21 protein-coding genes are annotated in these 21,054 nt (G+C 68.5%); 8 read left to right on the top strand and 13 right to left on the bottom strand.

Annotated features, from left to right (window positions below; translation table 11 throughout):
- Window positions 1-8 precede the first annotated feature (8 nt).
- On the top strand, window positions 9-1,391 hold the full coding sequence (locus BM199_RS03255) for an amidase (protein WP_091669063.1): 1,383 nt from the start codon (window positions 9-11) through the stop codon (window positions 1,389-1,391).
- A gap of 84 nt (window positions 1,392-1,475) precedes the next feature.
- Here BM199_RS03255 and BM199_RS03260 read toward each other — a convergent pair whose 3' ends face one another.
- The 5 genes from BM199_RS03260 to BM199_RS03280 form a co-directional block, all read right to left on the bottom strand.
- Window positions 1,476-2,357, bottom strand: a complete 882-nt coding sequence (locus tag BM199_RS03260; protein WP_281245654.1) for an HpcH/HpaI aldolase/citrate lyase family protein — start codon at window positions 2,355-2,357, stop codon at window positions 1,476-1,478.
- On the bottom strand, window positions 2,350-3,426 hold the full coding sequence (locus BM199_RS03265; RefSeq protein ID WP_091669066.1) for an HpcH/HpaI aldolase/citrate lyase family protein: 1,077 nt from the start codon (window positions 3,424-3,426) through the stop codon (window positions 2,350-2,352). Before BM199_RS03265 ends, BM199_RS03260 begins: the two co-directional genes overlap by 8 nt.
- A 97-nt stretch (window positions 3,427-3,523) precedes the next feature.
- Complete coding sequence (locus BM199_RS03270) at window positions 3,524-4,720, bottom strand: MFS transporter (RefSeq protein WP_091669069.1); 1,197 nt, start codon at window positions 4,718-4,720, stop codon at window positions 3,524-3,526.
- Window positions 4,721-4,800: 80 nt separating this feature from the next.
- Window positions 4,801-5,397 (bottom strand): TetR/AcrR family transcriptional regulator, encoded by a 597-nt coding sequence (locus BM199_RS03275; protein WP_091669072.1) that lies wholly within the window; start codon window positions 5,395-5,397, stop codon window positions 4,801-4,803.
- Between the two features lie 43 nt (window positions 5,398-5,440).
- Entirely contained in the window at window positions 5,441-6,064 is a 624-nt protein-coding gene (locus tag BM199_RS03280) for a maleylpyruvate isomerase family mycothiol-dependent enzyme (protein ID WP_091669074.1), read from the bottom strand.
- 285 nt (window positions 6,065-6,349) lie between these two features.
- On the opposite strand from BM199_RS03280, the gene BM199_RS03285 reads away from it, so the two are divergent.
- Both BM199_RS03285 and BM199_RS03290 read left to right on the top strand, forming a co-directional pair.
- The gene (locus BM199_RS03285) at window positions 6,350-6,976 is read left to right on the top strand and encodes a hypothetical protein (protein ID WP_425425486.1); all 627 of its coding nucleotides are present in this window, start codon (window positions 6,350-6,352) and stop codon (window positions 6,974-6,976) included.
- A gap of 64 nt (window positions 6,977-7,040) precedes the next feature.
- The gene (locus BM199_RS03290) at window positions 7,041-7,694 is read left to right on the top strand and encodes an NAD(P)H-binding protein (RefSeq protein WP_091669080.1); all 654 of its coding nucleotides are present in this window, start codon (window positions 7,041-7,043) and stop codon (window positions 7,692-7,694) included.
- Here BM199_RS03290 and BM199_RS03295 read toward each other — a convergent pair whose 3' ends face one another.
- Window positions 7,695-8,999, bottom strand: a complete 1,305-nt coding sequence (locus BM199_RS03295; RefSeq protein WP_091669082.1) for a D-arabinono-1,4-lactone oxidase — start codon at window positions 8,997-8,999, stop codon at window positions 7,695-7,697. It lies immediately after the preceding gene.
- A gap of 107 nt (window positions 9,000-9,106) precedes the next feature.
- Between BM199_RS03295 and BM199_RS03300 the strand changes: the two genes are divergently transcribed.
- The gene (locus tag BM199_RS03300; RefSeq protein ID WP_425425490.1) at window positions 9,107-10,279 is read left to right on the top strand and encodes an amino acid deaminase/aldolase; all 1,173 of its coding nucleotides are present in this window, start codon (window positions 9,107-9,109) and stop codon (window positions 10,277-10,279) included.
- A gap of 109 nt (window positions 10,280-10,388) precedes the next feature.
- Here BM199_RS03300 and BM199_RS03305 read toward each other — a convergent pair whose 3' ends face one another.
- Window positions 10,389-11,036: a TetR/AcrR family transcriptional regulator gene (locus BM199_RS03305; protein ID WP_177242446.1), complete on the bottom strand. Its 648-nt coding sequence runs from the start codon at window positions 11,034-11,036 to the stop codon at window positions 10,389-10,391.
- Between the two features lie 142 nt (window positions 11,037-11,178).
- Between BM199_RS03305 and BM199_RS03310 the strand changes: the two genes are divergently transcribed.
- The gene (locus tag BM199_RS03310; protein WP_091669090.1) at window positions 11,179-12,504 is read left to right on the top strand and encodes a GH1 family beta-glucosidase; all 1,326 of its coding nucleotides are present in this window, start codon (window positions 11,179-11,181) and stop codon (window positions 12,502-12,504) included.
- Window positions 12,497-13,756, top strand: coding sequence for an MFS transporter (locus tag BM199_RS03315; RefSeq protein ID WP_091669093.1), 1,260 nt, complete (start codon window positions 12,497-12,499; stop codon window positions 13,754-13,756). The genes BM199_RS03310 and BM199_RS03315 overlap by 8 nt, the downstream gene beginning before the upstream one ends.
- Before the next feature lie 471 nt (window positions 13,757-14,227).
- On the opposite strand, the gene BM199_RS03320 is transcribed toward BM199_RS03315, so the two are convergent.
- Window positions 14,228-14,647, bottom strand: a complete 420-nt coding sequence (locus BM199_RS03320) for a hypothetical protein (protein ID WP_091669095.1) — start codon at window positions 14,645-14,647, stop codon at window positions 14,228-14,230.
- A 13-nt stretch (window positions 14,648-14,660) separates the two neighbouring features.
- Window positions 14,661-15,023, bottom strand: coding sequence for a hypothetical protein (locus tag BM199_RS03325; RefSeq protein ID WP_091669098.1), 363 nt, complete (start codon window positions 15,021-15,023; stop codon window positions 14,661-14,663).
- 278 nt (window positions 15,024-15,301) lie between these two features.
- On the opposite strand from BM199_RS03325, the gene BM199_RS03330 reads away from it, so the two are divergent.
- Both BM199_RS03330 and BM199_RS03335 read left to right on the top strand, forming a co-directional pair.
- Window positions 15,302-16,684, top strand: a complete 1,383-nt coding sequence (locus BM199_RS03330) for a helix-turn-helix transcriptional regulator (protein ID WP_091669101.1) — start codon at window positions 15,302-15,304, stop codon at window positions 16,682-16,684.
- Between the two features lie 98 nt (window positions 16,685-16,782).
- A complete protein-coding gene (locus tag BM199_RS03335) occupies window positions 16,783-17,613 on the top strand; it encodes a phosphotransferase family protein (protein ID WP_091669103.1) in 831 nt (276 codons plus the stop codon).
- 188 nt (window positions 17,614-17,801) lie between these two features.
- Here the strand turns inward: BM199_RS03335 and BM199_RS03340 are convergent, their stop codons facing one another.
- The 4 genes from BM199_RS03340 to BM199_RS03355 all read right to left on the bottom strand — a co-directional run bounded on the left by BM199_RS03340 (window position 17,802) and on the right by BM199_RS03355 (window position 20,840).
- Window positions 17,802-18,824 (bottom strand): copper resistance D family protein, encoded by a 1,023-nt coding sequence (locus BM199_RS03340; RefSeq protein WP_091669106.1) that lies wholly within the window; start codon window positions 18,822-18,824, stop codon window positions 17,802-17,804.
- Window positions 18,821-19,351: a copper resistance CopC family protein gene (locus BM199_RS03345; protein ID WP_091669779.1), complete on the bottom strand. Its 531-nt coding sequence runs from the start codon at window positions 19,349-19,351 to the stop codon at window positions 18,821-18,823. Before BM199_RS03345 ends, BM199_RS03340 begins: the two co-directional genes overlap by 4 nt.
- Before the next feature lie 62 nt (window positions 19,352-19,413).
- Window positions 19,414-20,202 (bottom strand): YcnI family copper-binding membrane protein, encoded by a 789-nt coding sequence (locus BM199_RS03350; RefSeq protein WP_091669109.1) that lies wholly within the window; start codon window positions 20,200-20,202, stop codon window positions 19,414-19,416.
- A gap of 65 nt (window positions 20,203-20,267) precedes the next feature.
- Window positions 20,268-20,840, bottom strand: a complete 573-nt coding sequence (locus BM199_RS03355) for a hypothetical protein (protein ID WP_245788103.1) — start codon at window positions 20,838-20,840, stop codon at window positions 20,268-20,270.
- Window positions 20,841-21,054: the final 214 nt, after the last annotated feature.

The following is a 21,054-nucleotide window of genomic DNA, read 5'->3' on the forward strand; positions in this document are numbered from 1 at the left end:
AGGGCTAGATGACCGACGCCGTTGACCTGGGCGCAACCGAGCTGGCACGTGAGTTCCGCGGGGGCGCACTGTCACCGGTGGAGCTGACCGAGGCGGTGCTGGCCAGGATCGAGGCCCGCGAGCCCGAGTTGCACGCGCTCTACGCCTTCGACGCCGAGGCGGCGCTCGCCGCCGCGCGGGCCGCCGAGCAGCGCTGGCGGGACGGCGCTCCGCTCGGCCCGATCGACGGAATCCCGCTGACGCTGAAGGAGAACATCGCCACCAAGGGCACGCCGGTGCCGATGGGAACGGCGGCAACCGAACTCGTACCCGCGGCCGACGACGCCCCGGTTGCTGCGCGGACCCGGGAGGCTGGCGCGGTACTGCTGGCCAAGACGACGATGCCGGACTACGGGATGCTCACGTCCGGACTGTCCAGTTTCCACACTTCGGCGCGCAATCCGTGGGACCTGGCCCGCACTCCGGGCGGATCCAGCGCGGGCGCCGGGACGGCGGCGGCGGCCGGGTACGGACCGCTGCACGTCGGCACCGACATCGGCGGCTCCATCCGCCTTCCCGCGGCCTGGTGCGGACTCGTCGGTTTCAAGCCCAGCTTCGGCAGGGTGCCGGTCGACCCGCCGTTCGCGGGCCGCGTCGCGGGTCCGATGACCAGAACGGCCGCCGACGCCGCGCTGCTGATGGACGTCATCGCCCGGCCCGACGAGCGCGACCACCTCAGCCTGCCGCCTGCCGAGCTCCCGTGGGGCGAGCTCGACGGTCACGTGGCCGGTCTGCGCATCGGCCTGCAGCTCGATCCGGGTGTCGGCCTGCCCGTGGAGCCGGAGATTCGCGCGGCGGTCGCCGGGGCGGCGCGGCTGCTGGAGGAGGCGGGCGCCGTGATCGAGGAGGTGCCGCCGTTGCTGACCAGGGAGATGCTCGACGGCCTCGACCGATTCTGGCGCACCCGTTTCCAGGCCGAACTCGAAGACCTCGATCCTCGCCGCAAGGAGCGGATCCTGCCGTACATCACCGAGTGGATCTGGGGTGGCGAACCGGTGTCGGGACTGGACGTCTACCGCGGCTTCGCGCAGATCGACGCGATCAGCGTGGCGGCACTGCGCGCCTGCGGCCCGTTCGATGCCGTGCTGTCGCCGACCTGCCCGGTCTCCGCGCCTGCCGCCGACGCGCCGTCCCCGACGAACGACCCCGCACTTCCGTTCGAGCACATCGCGTTCACCGTGCCGTACAACATGTCCGGTCAGCCCGCGGTGTCGGTGAACTGCGGCTACACGGGGGACGGGCAGCCGATCGGCCTGCAGATAGCGGGCTGCCGGTTCGACGACGTCGGCGTGCTCCGCCTGGCCGCGGCCTTCGAACGCCTCCGCCCCGCTCAGCACCCCTGGCCCAGCTGAACCTCGCACTTTCCCGGGAAAGTGCGGTAGTTGCACGCGCCGGGTATCGCACTTTCCCGGGAAAGTGCGAGATCTCCGACGCGCTCAGCTCTCCTGGGTGGCGTTGATCGCCTCGGCCATGGCGAGGATGCGGCGGGCGTTGTCGACGTGCAGGTTCTCGATCATCCTGCCGTCCACCGTGACCACGCCCCGCCCCTCGGCCCTGGCCTGGTCGAACGCCTCGATGATCCTGCGCGAGCGCTCGATCTCCTCCTCCGACGGCGCGAACACGCGGTTGCACGGTTCGAGTTGCCCAGGGTGGATCAGCGTCTTGCCGTCGAAGCCGAACTGGCGGCCCTGCAGGCACTCCGCCTCGAACCCCTCGAGGTCCTTCACGTCGTTGTAGACACCGTCGAGGATCACCTTGCCGGTGGCGCGCGCGGCCAGCAGGCAGAGTGAAAGGCCGCCGAGCAGCGGTGCCCTGCCGGGGACGAACTCCGCGTGCAGTTCCTTGGCCAGGTCGTTGGTGCCCATCACCAGCACGCTCAATCGGTCGCTCGCCGCGGCGATCTCCTCGGCGTGCAGCATCGCGACCGGTGTCTCGACCATGGCCCAGATCTTGGTGTGCTCCGGAGCCCCGCCGAGTTCGAGCGCGCGCTCGATGTCCCGTACCTCGCGCGCCGAGTTCACCTTCGGCACCACAACGGCCGCCGGTCCCGCCTCCGCCGCCGCGCGCAGATCCGCCTCGTGCCACTCGGTGTCCAGGCCGTTGACCCGGATCGTCACCTCACGCTGCCCGTAGTCACCGGAGGCGGCCGCGGCGCAGACCCGTTCGCGGGCCTCGGCCTTGGCGTCCGGGGCGACGGCGTCCTCGAGGTCGAGGATCAGCGCGTCCGCGGGCAGGGTCTTGGCCTTCTCCAGCGCGCGCTCGTTCGCGCCCGGCATGTAGAGCACCGACCGGCGGGGGCGTAGCTGTGTGTCACTCACCGGCAAGTGCCTCCTTGGTCGCCTTGTCGTACGCCTCGGCCAGTTCGGGGTCGCGGGCGCTGAGCGCGTCGGCGAGTTCGGCCACCACCTGACACTGCTTGAAGGAGGCGTCGTCCTGCATCTTGCCGTCGATCATCACCGCACCCGTGCCGTCGCCCATCGCGGCGATGACCCTGCGCGCCCACGCCACCTCCGACGGCTCGGGGGAGAACACCTTCTTCGCGATGTCGATCTGTGCCGGGTGCAGGCTCCACGCGCCGACGCAGCCGAGCAGGAAGGCATTCCGGAACTGGTCCTCGCAGGCGACCACGTCGCGGATGTCCCCGAAGGGGCCGTAGTAGGGCAGGATTCCGTTCGCGGCGCAGGCGTCGACCATGCGGGCGACGGTGTAGTGCCACAGGTCCTGCTGGTAGGTCGTGCGGCCCGCATTGAGGTCCTCGCCGGTCGGATCGGTGCGGACCAGATAGCCGGGGTGCCCGCCGCCGACCCGGGTGGTCTTCATCCGCCTGCTCGCGGCGAGGTCGGCCGGGCCGAGCGAGATGCCCTGCATCCGGGGGCTCGCGCCGGCGATCTCCTCGACGTTGGCCACGCCGCTGGCGGTCTCCAGGATGGCGTGCACCAGCAACGGCCTGGTCAGCCCCGCGCGCGCCTCGAGTTGTGCCAGCAGCCGATCGACGTAGTGGACGTCCTGCGCGCCCTCCACCTTCGGCACCATGATCACGTCGAGCTTGTCGCCGATCTCGGTGACCAGGTTGGTCAGGTCGTCCAGCACCCACGGCGAGTCGAGGCTGTTGACCCGCGTCCACAGTTGCGTCTGGCCGAAGTCGTTGGCCTTGGCGATCTCGACCAGACCGTTCCGCGCGGCCTCCTTGCGGTCCGCCCGGACGGCGTCCTCCAGGTTGCCGAGCAGCACGTCGACCTTCTTCGCGATGTCCGGCGCCTTCGCCGCCATCTTCTCGTTGCTCGGGTCGAAGAAGTGGATCATGCGCGACGGCAGGGCGGGAATCTGCCGGACCGGTTCGGGCGCCCCCACGGCCAGGGGTGCGAAGAAGTCCTTCGGCGAGCGCAATTGTGCCTCCATCGCTGCGGGCAAGTTACTCAGAGCTTGTCTGAGAACTCGGATCACCATGACCTCGCAATCCGCCGTCTCAGATGTTACTCACCGGTCACCTTAACGCCGAGGACGCGGGTGCGCTGCGGTCCAGCTCACCCTTTTCCGGCGCGGACGTGGAGCGTTTGACGAGTTCCGGAACGAGCGTGGCGATTCCCAGCACCGCCATCACGGCCCCGACCCACAGCGGAGCCCGCAGGCCGAAGCCGCTGATGGCCAGACCGCCGAGCGAGGAACCGAGGATGACGCCGAGGGTGATGAATGAGGAGTGCACCGTGTTCACCAGCGGCCTGGCATTGGCGGTGCGCTGCACGCGGGTGATCATCGCCGGATTCATCGTCACCCCGACCAGGCCGATGCCCAACATGAACGCCACCGCGGGGACGGTGAGGTCGGTCAGCAGCGCGAACCCGACCAGGAACAGCAGGTTGAGGACCAGTCCACAGATCAGCACGTCGATCGCGTACCGGTCGGCGAGGCGGCCGACCACGGTGTTGCCGACCACGGTCGCCGCGCCGTAGGCGACGAGCAGCAGCGGCACTGTTCCCGTGCTGATCCCGGTGACCTCGGTGAGGATGGGGGTGAAGTAGCTGAACGCGGAGAACGTGGCACCGATGATGAGCGTGCTGGTGGCGAACACCAGCCACAGTTTGGGATTGCGGAACACGACCAACTCCTGCCGGAAGCTCCCGCCATCGGTGGCGCGCTGGATGGGAGGCACCACGGCGATCGTGCAGACGGCCGCGAGCACGGTGAGGACCGCGATCGCCCAGAACGCGGCGCGCCAGCCGAACCGAGCGCCGATGAAGGTGGCCAGCGGCAGCCCCAGCAATGTGCCGAGCATGAGGCCGTTCATGACGGCCGCGATGGCCCTTCCGCGCACTTCCGGGCGCGTGAGCTGCGCGCTCAGTGAGATGGAGACGCCGAAAAACGCCGCCGCCGCGGTGCCGGTGATGATCCGGGCGACCAGCATGACGGCGTAGTCGGACGCGGTGGCGGCCAGCAGGTTGCCCGCCAGAAAGATCACGAACAGGGCCAGTAGCGCCTGCTTCGGGCGCAGCTTCAGCACCGCGACCGTCAGCAGTGGCCCGCCGACGGACATGGCCACCGCGAATGCGGTAATCAGGTAACCGATCTGCGGAATGGTGGCGCCCAGCCCCTCGGCCATCTGCGGCATCAACCCCGCGACGACGAACTCGCTGGTGACCATGGCGAAGATGCCCATCGCCAGCACATAGACAGCACGAGGCACGACGGTTGCTCCTTGAGTAGTTTTGGATCGATCAGTTCAGAATTCGGGTACGACGAAAGGGGTGGGAGAGGAGAGTGTGTTCAGCGGGTGAGCGCGTCCATGGCGGTCGCGGCGATGGCTGTCAGCGCGGGACGGTCGGCGCCGCCCTGGCCGGCGACCCGGATGCCGGCGATCACGCTGTTGACGAAACGGGCGAGCGACTCGGCATCCCGCGTCGAGGTGATGTCGCCGTCGCGCTGGCCGATCTCGATCGTGGCGCGCAACGCGCTCAACCTCTTGTCGAGGTCGATCTCCAGCATCCTGGCCGCCTCCGGATCGCGTCCGGCGAGTTCCACGGTGGTGTTGACGGTCAGGCAGCCGATGCTGCCGCCGTCACGCCTGTTCCTGAACTCGCCGTCGATCACCAGGTCGAACACTGCCTGGATGCGCTCGGCCGCCTGTCGTCGCTCGTCCTCGAGTACGGCGAACTGGGCGGCGTTCATGGCGTCGATGTAGCGGGCCAGAACCCGGGTGAACAGCTCGTGCTTGCTGTTGAAGGTGTTGTAGATGCTGCTGCGGCCAAGGCCGGTGGCGGCGCACAGGTCCTGGGTCGAGGTGGCCTCGTAGCCGTTCGCCCAGAAGGTGCGCATCGCCGCGTCCAGTGCCCGCTCCTCGTCGAACCCTTTCGGTCGCGCCATGAGGGCACCGTAGCACGTTCTGGAACGATCGATGCAAAACGGGTCAGCCGCCGAGTCGCTCCGCCAGCTTCGGCTGTCCCGGCCCGGAGAGTTCGTCCACGACGCCACGTCGTCCCGCGATGACCATCAGGAGAGCCTCGGCCGTGCCGTGGACCTCGGGGCCTCGCCCGGTAGACCAGTCGAGGTCGGTCGCGACCAGCCGCAAGCCCCGGACTCGCCAGAAGCCGCGGATGACCGGAGCGAACAGGGCGCAGCGCAGGGCGGGCAGCAGCCGTTCCGCCGGGATGCCGCGTGGCAGTCCCAGTGGGCGCCGGATGTCCTGCTGATGGATCAGCGCGTCGACCAGAGCGATCATGCCGCCGAAGGCCGCGGGAAGCCCGTGTGGGTCCACATGCTCTTTCAGTAACGCCAGCAGCTCCTCCGGGGTCCGGGTGCCGTACTCCGCCAGCCCGACGGCATTGGCGTTGTCCGGATGGAACCGCCCCTTGGCAAGGCGGCCGACCAGGCTGCGCATGTCCAGTTCGTCGTAGCTGACCACGTGCGCCACGACGTCACGCACACGCCAGCCCTCGCAGAGGGTCGGCGCATCCCACTGTTGCGGTGACAGTGTCGCGAGAAACGCCGCGAAGTCCGCCCGTTCGTCCCGCGCCAGACGCTTCAGGTTCATCGGGCGAGGGTAGCTTTTTCGCCCCGCAAGGGGCTGAACGGCGGCTTGCGTTTTCGGGCTTGTTACTGACCGTCCGACCGTTCAGCCCGACATCACCCGTCCGGCCGCACCGTCGGGCTGAAGTCCGATGACCGCCCACCGACCGGTCACCGACCGTTCAGCGCCGTCGATCGCAGGTCCCTCCATGACCCGCAGACCTGGCACTTTCTGGCTGGTAGTCAAGTCATGTGCCGCTTTTCGAGTGGCACAACGTTGATGGCGGCTCGACAGAAGGAGGCGGACCTCGTGGCGACAACACCCGGGCAGACCGCGGTAAACGGCGGCACCAAGGGAACGCACTCGCTGGCGAGTCGGGTCCTGCCTCCCGTCGAACTTCCCGCGGGCGTTGACGAACTCGCGGTGGAAGCCGCCGCGCAGCTCGGCTGGGACGGCTCCGTACTGCCGATGACCGTTCTCGGCAGGCGTGTGTTCGTGGTCGCGAGGTTGCGCATGGAAGCCCACGCCGAGCGCATCGCGATGGGCGTCGAGCCGGTCACCGACCGCGCCACCGTCTCCACCTGGACCTGGCCGGAGCTCGCCAACTCCGCGCCGCCCGCCGCCGCCGAGATCGTCGGCGTGCTCGCGGTGGCCCGGCACTGGCGCACCGGCATGGCGGCCACCGTGCCGTTCGCCCGCTACGGCGAGGCCGCCATGGTGCTGCCCTCCTCGGCCGTGCTGACCCAGGACTACGTCAACAACTGCCTTCCCCGCGCCCGTACCTACGGGATGGCCGTGGTCACCGCCGACGAGGACGCCGTCGTCGACCTCGACCTGAGTGGTCGCACCGAGCGGCTGCTGCTGGACGAGGACGCCGTCTCCCGTTGGGTGAACGAGCTGGTGTACGACCAGCTCGTCGTCGCCACCGAGGGCTGAGGGGCTGCCCCTGCCTCCGTCGGCCACCCGGTGCGGTGTCGGCTGCTGATCTAGGCTGGCCGACATGCGAGTCGTTATTGCGGGAGGCCACGGAAAGATCGCGCTGCAGCTGGAAAAGCTGCTTGCCGCGAACGGAGACGACGCCGTCGGGATCATCCGGAATCCCGAGCAGGCAGCGGACCTGCGCGATGTGAGCGCCGAACCCGCCGTGCTCGATCTGGAGAGCGCGGACGTGGCTGCCGTCGCCGAGGTCTTGTCCGGCGCGGACGTGGCCGTCTTCGCCGCGGGCGCGGGGCCCGGAAGTGGCACCGCCCGCAAGGAGACCGTCGACCGCGCCGCGGCCGCGTTGTTCGCCGAGGCGGCCGAGCGTGCCGGTGTCCGCAGACATCTTCAGGTGAGTGCGATGGGACTGGATCGGGCGGACGAGGAAGGGATGGACGAAACCTTCGCCGTCTACCTCAGGGCCAAGGCCGCGGCCGAGGAGGATCTGCGCGCACGCGACCTCGACTGGACCATCCTGCGACCGGGACGGCTCACCGACGAACCCGGAAGCGGTGCGGTACACCTCGCCGAAGACGTTCCCGCCGGAGCGGTCAGCCGCCAGGACGTCGCCGCGGTACTGGCCGAGCTGGTGGCGGACGAGTCGATCACCGTGCGCCGCACCCTGGAACTGACCAGCGGCAACACCCCGATCGAGGAAGCGCTGAGCCGGCTCTGACTACACCGCGCCGAGCACCCGGTCCAAATAGTCGTTGGTGAAGATTCCGTGCGGGTCGACCTCGGCGCGCATCCGCCGGAAGTCGTCGAACCTCGGGTAGCGCTCGCGGAGCTGTTCGGCGTCCAGCCGGTGCATCTTGCCCCAGTGCGGTCGCCCGCCGACCTCGCCCGCGATGTCGGCGAAGGCGGCGAAGTACTCGCGGTACGGCATTCCGGTGAACTGGTGCACGGCGATATAGGCGGAGTCGCGACCGTAGGCGGTCGACAGCCAGATGTCGTCCGCGGCGGCCACGCGCACCTCGACGGGAAAGGCCACGGGACTCTCCAGTTTGGGCACGGCGCGGCGTAGTTCGCCGAGCACGTGGTGCAACGACTCCCGGGGGACGGCGAACTCCGACTCGACGAACCGGACCGCGCGGTGGGTGACGAACACTCGGTGGGACACGTCGCTGTACTCCCTGGCCGACAGCAGCGACGAGGTCAGTCCACCCAGCGGGCGAACCAGTCTCGGGACCGTACGGCCGATCCGGCACAGCGCGCCGAACGCCCGGTTCTCCACGATCTCGTAGTCGAAGTAGCGGCGAGCGGCGGAAAGCGGGCGGGGCACGGTCCCCGCGGGCTTCCGGTTGTTTCGCTTCACCAGCGCGTTGCGGCCGTACGGGAACCAGTAGAACTCGACGTGGTCGTTGGCATCCGCGGCGGCGTCGAACCCGGCGAGCACCTCGTCCAGCGGTTCCGGGCGCTCCTGGGCGGCGAGCACGAACGAAGGTTCACAGCGCAGTGTCACCGTGCTGATCACGCCCAGCGCGCCGAGCCCGACCCTCGCTGCCGCGAACAGTTCTGGACGACGATCGGCGGAGCACGACACAACGGTGCCGTCGGCGAGCACAAGTTCCAGTGCGGCGATCTGGGTGGCGAGCCCGCCGAGTCTGGCGCCGGTGCCGTGGGTGCCGGTGGAGATCGCCCCCGACACCGTCTGTGCGTCGATGTCGCCGAGATTGCTCATCGCGAGACCCAGCGCGTCGAGTTCGCGATTCAGCGCGCGCAGCGTCGTGCCGGAGCGGACGGTGACGAGGCCGGACTCGACGTCGGCGGAGACGACGCCGCTCCATTGGGTGAGGTCGATGGCGTCGTCCTCGGCAACGGCGATCGGCGAGAACGAGTGGCCGCTGCCGAGTGCCCGGATGCGCCTGCCCTCCACAGCCGCATCGGTGACCGCCCTGGCGATCTCCGCGACGTTGCGCGGTTTGTGCACTCGCGTCGGTGACGCTTGGGCGGTTCCTGCCCAGTTGGTCCAGCCTGCCATCAGCCCACCCGTTCTATTCGACAGCCGCCGCCCCCGAGTCCTCGAACCATAAGTGAATCAGATTCGCGTTTCAAGGCCGATTGTCGTACCGTGATCGTGTGTCCACTCTGAACACCAATGTCTACGGCATCGCGACCGAGGATCTCGATCCTCCGTTTGCCGTGGTCGACCTTGCCGCGTTCGACGCCAACACGGCCGATCTGCTGCACCGCGCGAACGGCAAGCCCATCCGGGTCGTCAGCAAGTCCGTCCGGTGCAGATTTCTACTGGAGCGGGTACTGGAGCGGCCCGGCTTCACCGGGCTGATGTGCTACTCGCTGCGCGAAGCGCTGTGGTTGTCCGGACTCGGGACCAGCGACGACATCGTGGTCGCGTACCCCACGGCGGACCACGCCGCACTGCGCGAACTGGTGTCGGATGAGCGCGCCCGGCAGGCGATCACGATCATGGTGGACTCCGTCGAGCATCTCGAACTCGTGGAGGCCGCGGTCGGCAGTGGGCGGCCGGAGATTCGCGTGTGTCTCGAACTCGACGCGTCCTGGCGGCCACTGCCCGGGCTGCACGTCGGTACTCGGCGTTCGCCGGTCTTCACCCCGCGGCAGGCGGTCCGGTTGGCGCGAGAGGTGCAGGCCAGGAAGGGATTCCGGCTGGTGGGCGTGATGGCGTACGAGGGGCAGATCGCCGGTGTCCCCGACGCCGGGGAACGCGGTGCGGTCGTGCGCTGGATGCAGCGCCGATCCGCCGCCGAACTCGCGCGGCGCAGGGGTGCCGTGGTGCGCGCCGTGCGGGCGGTGGCCGACCTGGAGTTCGTCAACGGTGGTGGCACCGGCAGCATCGAGACCACGGGAGCGGATTCCTCGGTCACCGAGATCGCCGCGGGCTCTGGCCTGATGGGACCGACGTTGTTCGACGGCTACTCGCGATTTCATCCGAGGGCCGCGACGCTGTTCGCCCTGCCGGTCGTGCGCAGGCCCGGCAAGGGAATCGCGACGCTGTACGCGGGCGGATACGTCGCCTCCGGTCCGGCGAGCACCTCCAGGCTGCCACGTCCGTACCTGCCGGACGGTCTCGCGCTCCTGGGAATGGAAGGCGCGGGGGAGGTACAGACCCCCGTGACCGGTGCGGCCGCGGACTCGCTGCGCGTGGGCGATCGAGTGTGGCTGCGTCACGCCAAGGCCGGCGAGCTGGCCGAACGGTTCGACGAGTACCACCTCGTGCTGGACGATCACGTCGAGCGGACGGTACCGACCTACCGGGGCGAGGGCCGCAACTTCGGCTGACTCTCCTCCGGCCGCCACTCGGTCGATCTTCGAGAAGTTGGCACATGATCTTTGGAAGCACGTCCTCGAGCCCGGCCTAGCGCGCGCTTCATGAACACGGCCTAGGACGTCACTCGCCAAGCCTGCTGGCCAGGTATCCCTTGATCAGGTACTTCGTCTCGGCGACCACGTCCTCGTCGCCGTCGGGTGAGCGGCGGAACGCGAGATTGAGCAGTCCGTCCGCCGTTTCCACGGCCACGGCGATCGGCAGGGCGAGCTGCTCCTCCGGCAGGTTCAGATTCGCCGTGAGCAGGCCGGTCAGCGAGTCCGACACCACCTTGTTGTTGTCCCGACGGTCGTCGAGCAGGCGCACGTCGACGGCGTCACCGAAATGCACCTTCGAGAAGCCCGGGACCTCGCGGTGCATCTGCAGGTAGATGTCGAGCAGCGAGTCCACGAGGTCCCACCAGTGCTGGTGGTCCACCCCGCCAAGCCGCTCGCGCACCGCGGCCATGAACTTCTCCAGATTGCGCTGTGTCAGTGCCTGCACGACAGCGCGCTTGTCCGGAAAGAACTGATAGAGCGACCCGACGGCGACCCCTGCCCGTCTCGCGATCAGGGTGGTCGTCAGCGCGTCATACCCGATTTCCTCGATCAGTTCGGCGCTCGCGTCGAGCATGCGTTCGACGCGTTGCGCGCTGCGCTGCTGGACGGGTTGCCGACGAAGCGGGGTTCCCTCTGCGGGCCCCGCGGACTTCGCGGCCTGATTGTCGGACAAGTCGTACTCTACTTTCGCTGTTGCGGTCGCGTGATCAGCGACTTTAGCGCGTCTGTCCACTTCCCTCCGGTCGAGGGAACGGCTAGCATATGAATACTTTTCATATTGCTGGAAACTGTCGGCGACGGAAGGTGCGCAGCCCGTGGACAGATCGACATTTCCCCACGAGTTTCTGTGGGGCGTCTCCACGTCCGCCTTCCAGATCGAGGGCGCCACGCGGGAAGGGGGCCGGGGTACCTCCGTTTGGGACACTTTTGCCGCCACCCCGGGCAAGGTCGCCCGCGGCGAGCACGCGGACGTCGCCGCCGATCACTATCACCGGTACCAGGAGGACGTCGCGCTGCTGGCCGAGTTGGGCGTGGATGCCTACCGGATGTCCTTCGCTTGGCCCAGGATCCAGCCGGACGGCAAGGGCGCCCCGAACGCCGAGGGGCTCGATTTCTACGACCGGCTGATCGACGCGATCTGCGAGGCGGAGATCGCTCCCGTCGGGACCCTCTATCACTGGGACACTCCGCAGCCGCTCGAAGACGCAGGAGGCTGGCTGGTCCGAGACACCGCCGAACGGTTCGCGGAGTACGCGTCGATCGTCGGCGAGCGGTTCGCAGACCGTGTGCACATGTGGATTCCGCTCAACGAACCGATGGTGACGTCGATCTACGGCTACGCCATCGGGGAGTACGCACCGGGCAAAACCCTGTTGCTTGACGCGATCCCCACGGCGCACCACCAGAACGTCGCACACGGTCTTGCCGTGCGCGCGTTGCGCGCGGCCGGAGCAGGCAGCATCGGTACCGCGAACAACCACAGTCCGGTGTGGACAACAGGTGACAGTGCGGACGACCGTGGTGCCGCCAGCTGGTTGGACGCCCTGATCAACCGGCTCTACGCGGATCCGGTGCTGCTCGGGACCTATCCGCCCGAAATGGAACCGCATCTGCCGGAACGGTATGCGGACGATCTACCGGTCATCAGTGAAGAACTCGACTTCTACGGCGTGAACTACTACGAGCCACAGGGCGTTTCCGCCCCTGGGCCGGGAAACCCGCTGCCGTTCGAACTCCGCCCGGTCGAGGGTTACCCGATGACGACGAACGACTCGCCTGTGGTGCCGCACGCCCTGCGCGAACTGCTGGTGTCGATGCACGAGCGCTACGCCGCGGCCCTGCCGCCGATCTACATCACCGAGAACGGATGCAGCACCGCCGACGAGGTGGCTGACGACGGTCACGTGCACGACCCCGATCGTGTCGAGTTCCTGGCTGGCCACCTGCGCGCGTTACGCTTCGCCATGGACGACGGCGTGGACGTGCGGGGCTACTTCGTCTGGTCTCTGATGGACAACTTCGAATGGTCGAAGGGGTACGCCCCACGCTTCGGCCTGGTCCACATCGATTACGCGACCCAGCGGCGCACGCCGAAGGACTCCTTCGACTGGTACCGCCGACTGGTACGCGACGGTGGCTGAACCTACGGCTGCGGTTCCGGTCGCCGATCCGGACGCCGAACCTGTTTCGCCGGTGCGACCCAATTGGATATGCCTGCTGTTCGTGGCCAACGTCGGACTCTGGTTCGCGCTGATCACCCCCATCCAGGTGCTGCTGCCCAAACAGGCCGCGCTGCTCGACGCCGCCGACAAGGAACTGGTCTTCGGCGTCGTCACCGGAATCGGCGCACTCGTGTCCGCCGCCGTCACCCCGATCGCCGGGATGGCCTCCGACCGCACCACCTCGCGTTTCGGTCGTCGTCATCCCTGGACGATCGGCGGAGCGCTGGCCAGTTCCGTCGGGTTCTTCGTGCTGGCGAACGCGGGCGACGTCGTGGTCATGACGCTGGGCTGGTGCATGGTGCAGGCGGGGCTGAACGCGACACTCGCGGCACTCACCGCGGCTCTGCCAGACCGGGTTCCGGTGTTGCAGCGTGCCCGGGTGGCGGGAATCGTCGGCATCACCCAGATCATCGGCACACTCGCGGGCACGGTGGTCGTCACCATGCTGATCGCCGGGCTCGGCGGCGGGTACCTCGCCTGCGGCGTGGCGGTGATCGTCGGCGCGCTGTTGTTCGTCGTCCGCACCCCGGACACGGTGCTGCCGCGCGCGATCGCCCCCAGCGAGTCTCTCGGTGCCGCGCTCCGCGGGATCTGGGTGTCGCCCCGCCGCCATCCCGACTTCGCCTGGGCCTGGGCCGGTCACTTCTGCGTCCAGGTCGGCAACGCGCTCGGCGTGATGTACCTGCTGTTCTTTCTGACGGATGTGGTGCGCCTGCCCGACCCGGACGCGGGGCTGTTGATCGCGATGAGCCTGTACGCCTCGGCCGTGCTGGTAGGAGCGGTGGTCACGGGGGCGTTGTCGGATCGCTCCGGCCGCCGCAAGCCGTATGTGGTCGTCGCGGTCCTGCTGATGGGCGGTGCGTCCGTCCTGCTGGTGATCTGGCAGACCTGGGCCGTGACGATGGTCGCCGCGCTGACGCTCGGACTCGGCTTCGGCGTCTACGCCTCGGTCGGGCTGGCGCTGCTCACCCAGGTGCTGCCGGCCGCGTCAGCCAGGGCCAAGGATCTGGGAATCGTCAACATCTCGAACTCGCTGCCGCAGGTCATCGCGCCGTTGGTCGCCACGGTGGTCCTGGCCAACCTCGGCGGCTACCGCAGCCTCTACGCCGTTTCGGCAGTGGTCACCCTCGCCGCGGGCGTCCTGATCACCCGGGTGCGCACCGTTCGTTGAACGTCCCCAATGCCACATTGGGGAACTTCGCGACGCGGCTGCGCCTGACAACGGGGGACCGCGGGCTGTGTGGGATCGGCCTCGCTCCGCTCGGCGTGCAGGGCCCGCGGTGACTTCGCGACGCGGCTGCGCCTGACAACGGGGGACCGCGGGCCGGTGCCGGTCGGGGGAGGGGGAGTGCAACGGCACCGGCCCGCGGAGTTCCGGGGCCGCCTTGTGGCGGAAAACCACAAGTTGCGTTTTGCAGTTGTCCGCCCAGCGGTCGTGATCATCAAGATAGCCGCGGATTGATGCCCCCGCTAGCGTTTGATGGAGGTTTTCTCGATTAATCGAGTCTTACTGCGGTGGGGGATCTGGCGGTTGGCTCATCGCGCTCGGGGGTACGGATGAGCCAACCGCCAGCTGGTGGCGAGAGCTCGACGTCGGCCTGGGTCGGGGGAAGTCGGCCTGCCGAGCTCGCCGTCCGGGGAGTTACTGCACAGGGGCGACAGTGATGGCGTGGCGGGGTGCCGTCATCGCGTGCCGTCCCTGGGGTTGTGGTTCTGGCGTGCGCGAATGAACCGCAGTCGGGGCGGGGGTACGCCTGCGGCTCTGCTTTCGCGCGTCCTGCTGTGGTGCCAGACCACCCGCTACGAGGTGTTCGTGGGCGACCTGCCACACCGAGCACGGCGCCTTGCACCGGTGCCAGCGTGTGGAACAGGTCGGACAGTCGCCGCGCTCGTCCGGCTCGTGTGCCCGCAGCATCGCCCGCCACCCCTCGGTCAGCCGAGGCAACTCGGAGCGGGCGACGGACACCAGTGACGGTGCGTCAGCACGTTGAGCTAGTTCGGAGAGCATGTCGAGGCGTTCCCACACCGCATTGCGGAGAACCTGCCCGAGGATCTCGTCCACCTGGAACTCACCGTTACCTTTCCGCCAGTTTGGCGGCTTCGTTGAGCGCGGCCCTGAGTTCGCCGAGCTGGCCTGAGGTCAATCGCGCTGTCTCGCCGGGCGGCCCAACCAGGACCACCTCGTTCTGGTCGACGAACACCGTCACACAGCGCTCCCTGCTGATCAGGTCGCCGCACTGGATCCGCCACACCGGCTGTCCCTTCTCGTGCCGGCGCACATGCGACGCACGCGGGTCGGAGATGGCGGTGGACTGTCCCCCCAGCGCGGGGCGTGCGGTGTGTCCGTTCGTTCCGTTCACCCGAGAGCCCTCCGTTGCAAGTACGGATCTCGCGACGGTCGCGGTACGTCCGACTGTGATCGAGTCCACGAACTTCACGGCTCCTTCCGCTCTCGGGTCATGCGCCCTTACCTTCGTCGCTCTCCGTGATCGCGGTCCGTATTGAGTCGCTCACGGAGAACTAGGAACTACATTGCGACGAAACCAACGCCGAAAGAAGGTCCGGCGCGCGTCATAGCGGCGACCGGACCTGGTTCCACGTTAAGCGGTCGGTGAAGTTCTGCCGGGCCGATCAGACTCAACAAAACGGGTTTCGCGCGGTTGAATAGGCATGCCTACTCTGCTGAAGACGCCCAAGGGACTGTGAGGGTGCGCACATGGATCACCACGCCGCGAGTGCTGACCGCCAGGTCAGCCCTGTGAAACGGGACGCATGGGACGACCGGGAGATGCGGGACGCCCTTGCTGCCCGGGACATCAGTTCGGTCTACCGACTGTTGCGCAAGCACGGGATCTCGCAGCGCCAGATCGCCGCGATGACCGGTCAGTCACAGTCCGAGGTGTCGGAGATCCTCAAGGGTCGTCAGGTCATGGCGTACGACGTGCTCGCCAGGATCGCCGACGGCCTTGGCGTGCCCAGAGGATTCATGGGCCTCGCCTACGACGAGGCCACGGCGGTTCAGGTCGTCGGTGCTGCCGACGATCAGCAGGCTGAGGAGGACGAGTCGGTGAAACGGCGGAAGTTCCTCGCGCACGCCGCCCAGGTGACGATGGGAGCAGCGGTCTTCGGGCCGAGCTCCGAGGCCTGGGCGGCGAGTCCGGCGAGGACGCCCGCGCCGGGACGTATCGGGATGACCGACGTCCGGCAGGTGGAAGCAGCGACCCGGGCGCTGCGCGCTCTCGACTACCAGTACGGCGGGGGGTTCTGCCGCGACGCGGTGGTGGCCCAGTTGTCCTGGGGGCAGCAGATGCTGCAAGCCAACGGTGCTGAACTCGTGAAGTCCCGGTTGTACGTGGCACTGGCCGACCTGCACAGCCTGGCCGGCTGGACCTCGTTCGACACCGGACTCTTCGACTCCGCACGTGGCCACTTCGCCAATGCCCTCGACCTCGCCAAGCAGGGCGACAACCACCCGCTCGTCGCGAACGTGCTCTACCGGATGGGCCGGGTGTACCTGCACCAGGAGGCCCCGAACGACGCCCTCAAGTTGTTCCAGCTGGGGCAGATCGCCGCGCAGGAGTCCGGGTCCGAACTGGCGGTGGCGGTGCTCTGCGCCAACGAGGCCTGGGCCTACGCGATGATGGAGAACGACGAGCAGGCCGTGAAACTCCTCGGCCGGGCCAAGGACGAGTTCGCCCGCGCGGACCTGGCCAACGCCGAGTCCTGGGTGCGGTTCTTCAACGAGACCGACGTGCATGCCATGGTCGGCACGGTGCACACCGTGCTCGCCCAGAAGGTGGACGTCCGGCACACGAAGTACGCGATTCCGGCGCTGACCAGGGCTGTTGACGCCTATGGCGACGACATGGCGCGCAGCAAGACGTTCAACCTCAGCGCACTGGCCACCAACCACCTGCTCGAGGGCGACATCGACCACGGCGCGAAGGTCGGTGGCAAGGCGCTGGACAGTGCGGAAGGACTCAAGTCGGTCCGGGTCAAGGACCGGATGGAGCCGATGCGGGAAGAGGCGGATCGCAGGCGCAACAACCCTGACGCGCGCGATCTCGTCGACCGGATCAACGCGATCTTCGCCGCATAGCGCGCGGACTTCGCCGGGGGGCAGTAATCGCCGAATCGGTCCCAGATGGCCGCTTCACCAGGGAGAAACTGGACTACGCGCTGGAGCAGGCCTGTGCGATGGTCGGATTGGACGCGCGCGGCGCCACCCTGCTGAGGTTCACCAACAACGCCGTTTACGCACTGGCCGCCGAGCCCGTGGTGGTGCGCATCGTCGGCTCCAGGAAGCTGCGCTACCGGGCGCACAAGACGGTGACCGTTGCCAGGTACTTCGCCGAACACGGCGTCCCTGCCATCGAACTCCTGCCGGATCTGCAGCAGCCGCTCCAGGTCGGCGAGCACCTGGTCACCTTCTGGCGGAGGGTGCGCCACACCGATCGCGCGCCCACCGCTGCCGATCTGGCCCGTTTGCTGCGCAAGGTGCACGCACTGCCGCCTCCGGCCGGCATCGTCTCCTGGTCGCCACTGGACGACGTGCGGGACCGGGTGGCCGACGCCGAGGAACTCGATCCGGGGGACCGCCGCTTCCTGCTCGACCGCTGCGTGGAGGTGGAGGCGGCGATCTCCCGCCTCGAGTTCGCACTGCCGGCCGCGCTCGTGCATGGCGACGCACATCCCGGCAACGTCATCGTCGGCCCGGACGGGCCCGTGCTCTGCGATTTCGACTCCTCCTGCGCCGGCCCTCCCGAATGGGACCTGACCCCGCTGGCGGTAGGCCAGGAGCGCTTCGGTGATCCGGCTGGCCGCTACCGCATGCTGGTCGACGCCTACGGCTTCGATGTAACGAAATGGGCCGGATATGCGGTACTCAGGGCAGCGCGTGAACTCAAGCTGACAACGAGTGTCCTGCCGATCCTGCGCAGCCATCCCGGAGTCCGTGCGGAGTTGCGCAGGCGGCTGGAGGACCTACGCGCCGGACGCACTGGAACACGCTGGGCACGTTTCCGGTGACTCTGTGCTCGCACGGGGACGGGTTTCCGTGACGTTCGGCGACAAGAACTGACCGTTCGTCGTTTGTGGTGCGCGCATTCTCGAAGGGTTATTAATTCGGCCCGACTAATCACCCCGGTTGACGTAGTCGTTCCCCAAAAGTGCAACTTGCAGCTACTCACGGTCATTTCACACCGAACGAGCGTGATTCACGACACGGGAGCACGGCTCAGTACGGCCGCGAAACCGAACGCCAGCCCCATGACGGTCACCTCGAGCGTTGCCCAGGTCGCCAGTGCGGTCCGCTGGTGCCGGACGATTCGGGGCAGCAACCGCCAGCGGATGTGCGCGCCGAACAGCGCGATCAGTACGACGCAGGTGGTCTTCAGCAGCACCAGCAGTCCGTACGGCGTCCCGAGGAGCCCGGCGAACAACGTCACCTTCGGGTTCAACACGATCTCCACGATGCCGTTGAACAGGCCGGTCAGCGCCGTGAGCGCCAGGCAAACCGTCGCCAGCCTGGAGAACCGGGGCAGCGCGCGGGCGAGCAGTGTGCGGTTACCGAGCAGCAGGACCGCCATTGCGACGAGTCCGCCCGTCCAGGTCACCGCGCTCATGACGTGCAGTTCGACGGAGATCATCGTGTAGTCGCGAAAGGCCCAGTTCGACGCGTGCCCGGTGACCGGGAGCGGCAGTAGCGCGAACAGACCGAGCCCGATCCTCAGCTCGGCGGGAACCCGCTCGCCGAGCCGCAGCGAGACCGTCCCGAGCACGGCGTGGGCCAGCGCGAGCGCCGCGACGATCAGCAGTGCCTTGCCCGCGCCGACCGTCACGACGTAGTCCCACACATCCAGGACGCCGATCGTGCTCGCCCGCGGCCGGAATTCCGCGGTCTGCAGGATCAGCATGACCAGGGCCAGCACCGACCACACCACCGCGCTGACCAGCGCCGCCTGCCGCGCCCGGAGCAGCACGGGTGCGGCCCGGCCGGGGCCCTCGCCGCCGACCAGTACCGGCAGCAGCGAAAACCCGACCGTGGCGACAGCCGCCAGGTTCAGCAGCACCCGGTTGATGCCGATGGCGGCCGAGACCACCTCGCTGACGTCCGCCACTCCCGGTATCGGCGCGGTCGCGGTGAGGGCGACACCGATGAGCGCACCGATGATCGCCGCCCCGACCAGGCCGAACGCGATGGAGTAGCGGACGCCGGAGGTGGTCCCGGCCTGGCTCACTCGGCGTTCCGTCCCATGCGGAGCGCCAATGTCAGCCCGACACCGAGCAGAACGACCGCGGCCGCGATCCACACCCAGATAGGCACGCCACCGGAGTCGGTGTCACCTTCTGCGCTGCCGGGGTCAGCGTTCTCCGCCCCGGGATCGGCGCCCGCGGCCGAAGCGCTCGCGCCCGCCGCGGGTGTTCCGGTTCCCGCTGTGGTGAGCGTGAACCGGATCTTCTCCTGCACCGAGTGCCCGTCGGCCGACAGAATCCGGAAGCCCAGCGTGTACTCACCCGCGGGGCCGAGCGGCCGCAGTGGTGCGGTCACCACGTTCTCCTGGACCTCGACCGGTCCCTCGGTCCACTGGCCCCCGTCCGGACCGGTCACCGCCACCTGGTTGACGTCGGCGTCCTGCACGTACTGGTCGAAGGTCAGCGTGACCTGGTCCGGACCGGCGTCCAGCTGCGCCCCGTCCTCGGGATCCGAGGAGATCAGCACGTTGTGCGCCGACGCGGGACCGGCGCCTGCCAGCAGTGCGAACATCGTGATTGCGACGGCGACCAGTGTGGCGAAACCGCGCCTTCCGCCCCGGCTCAGCGTGCGACTCACTGCTCGACCTTCGGTGTCGAAGCTGTCGTCTTCCGCGAACGCAGCAGCGCACCCGCACCGACGCCGAGGCCGAGCGCGCCGACCGCGAGACCGGCACCGCCGAGCCACCGGGCGGTGTCGTCGTCGGCGGAGGCCGCGGCGTGCTCGGTGTCCTCGCCGTCCTGCTCGGTAGCTCCGCCGTGGCCGTGGCCGTCCTGGTCGGCTTCGGCCAGCGCGACGGTCGGCGCGGGGTGCTCCGGCTCCTCGCCGCCCTCGGCAGGGGGTGGATCCTCCCAGTTCACGACCTTGCCGCCCTCGTAGGTCTGGGCGGCGGGCAGCACGAGCGTGTTGACCGTGGTCGGCAGGGGGCCCGCGGTGAAGGCGAACTCCTGATACTCCGTGGTTCCCGCGGCGATCTTGTTCTCCCCCTGCGCGGTCCAGGTGATGCTGGTGGCCACCTCGCTGACCTCGGCGTCCCGGCCGTTGCGCACCGGTTCGGGCAACTGCGTCTTGGTGACCTCCGCGGTCCAACCGGGAACCGGCTTCGTGCGCACCGAGCTGAGCGCGTATTCAGGGGGAATGGTCACTTCGACCTTGGTGGTGCCCGCGTCGGGCTCCTCGTTCGGCACCCGCAGCACGATGGCGCCGTACCCGCCCTTGGCGGGCTGCTCGCCGTAGACGTTGGCGGTGACGTGGGCGGAGGCGAGGCCCGGTAGCCCCAGGGTGAGCAGGCCTGCGGTGCCGAGTGCGGCGGTCAGTAGTCCGGCGCCGCGCAGTGGGCTGGGAATGTGACGGTTTTTAGACATGCGAAAGAAACTCCTGATCAGGATGATTCGACGAGCCGGTGGCTCGTGGGGATGAGGCGTATGGATCAGGAGGGAAGCGGTGGGCCGCGCAGACCGAGCACCTTCGGGACCAGCACCGACACCACGAGGGTGCTGCCCTGTGGCAGTGTGATCGTCGGCAGCGGCGCCGCGGCGGGGATCGGAGCCGGTCGCCACAGGATCGGCAGCAGCAGGCGCACGCTCGCCGCCACGGCGAGCAGCGCGACCTCCGCGCGTGCCAGGATCAACGCGGTGAGGACGGTGGCGACGACGTGAGCCGTGGTCATGGCGAGGCCGTCGTACGTGGGTGCGACGTGCGCGCCGTGGCCGACGAGCAGCTCGCTGAGCGCGAGGTGTGTCAGCAGTTGGGCACAGCCGAGCACCACGAGGATGCCGACGGGCCCGCGCGTCTGCTCGGCCAGCGCGGTCGAGACCCAGCCGATCAGCACGGTCAGCAGCAGGACCAGCGCCGTGTTCGGCAGCCCTCCGTCGGCCACCGCGTGCGCGGTGATCGCGAGCGCAGCCGAGGCGACGGCGAGCAGCGCACCGCGCGCCGCCGCGATCCCCGTTCGCGCAGGACGCGAGCGTCGAGCGCGGTGCGGAGGGAAGGCCGTGATCACCCACCCAGGGTATTCGACCCCGGTCCGTGAGCACGACGGCCGGGAGGGTGGCGCAGGTAACCCTGCGGCCAGGACAGCGAACCCTGTCGAAATGGTTATCTTCGCTGGTGGGAAGCGTCGAACGGGGCCCGGGTGGCCGGTAACACCGTGGACACGGGTTGCTGATCATTCAATCTTGGGCAACTGTATGTCCACCGCTGGCACTGTTGCGCCG

Origin of the sequence: Amycolatopsis marina, from assembly GCF_900111885.1 — a bacterium.
GTDB classification, from domain to species: domain Bacteria; phylum Actinomycetota; class Actinomycetes; order Mycobacteriales; family Pseudonocardiaceae; genus Amycolatopsis; species Amycolatopsis marina.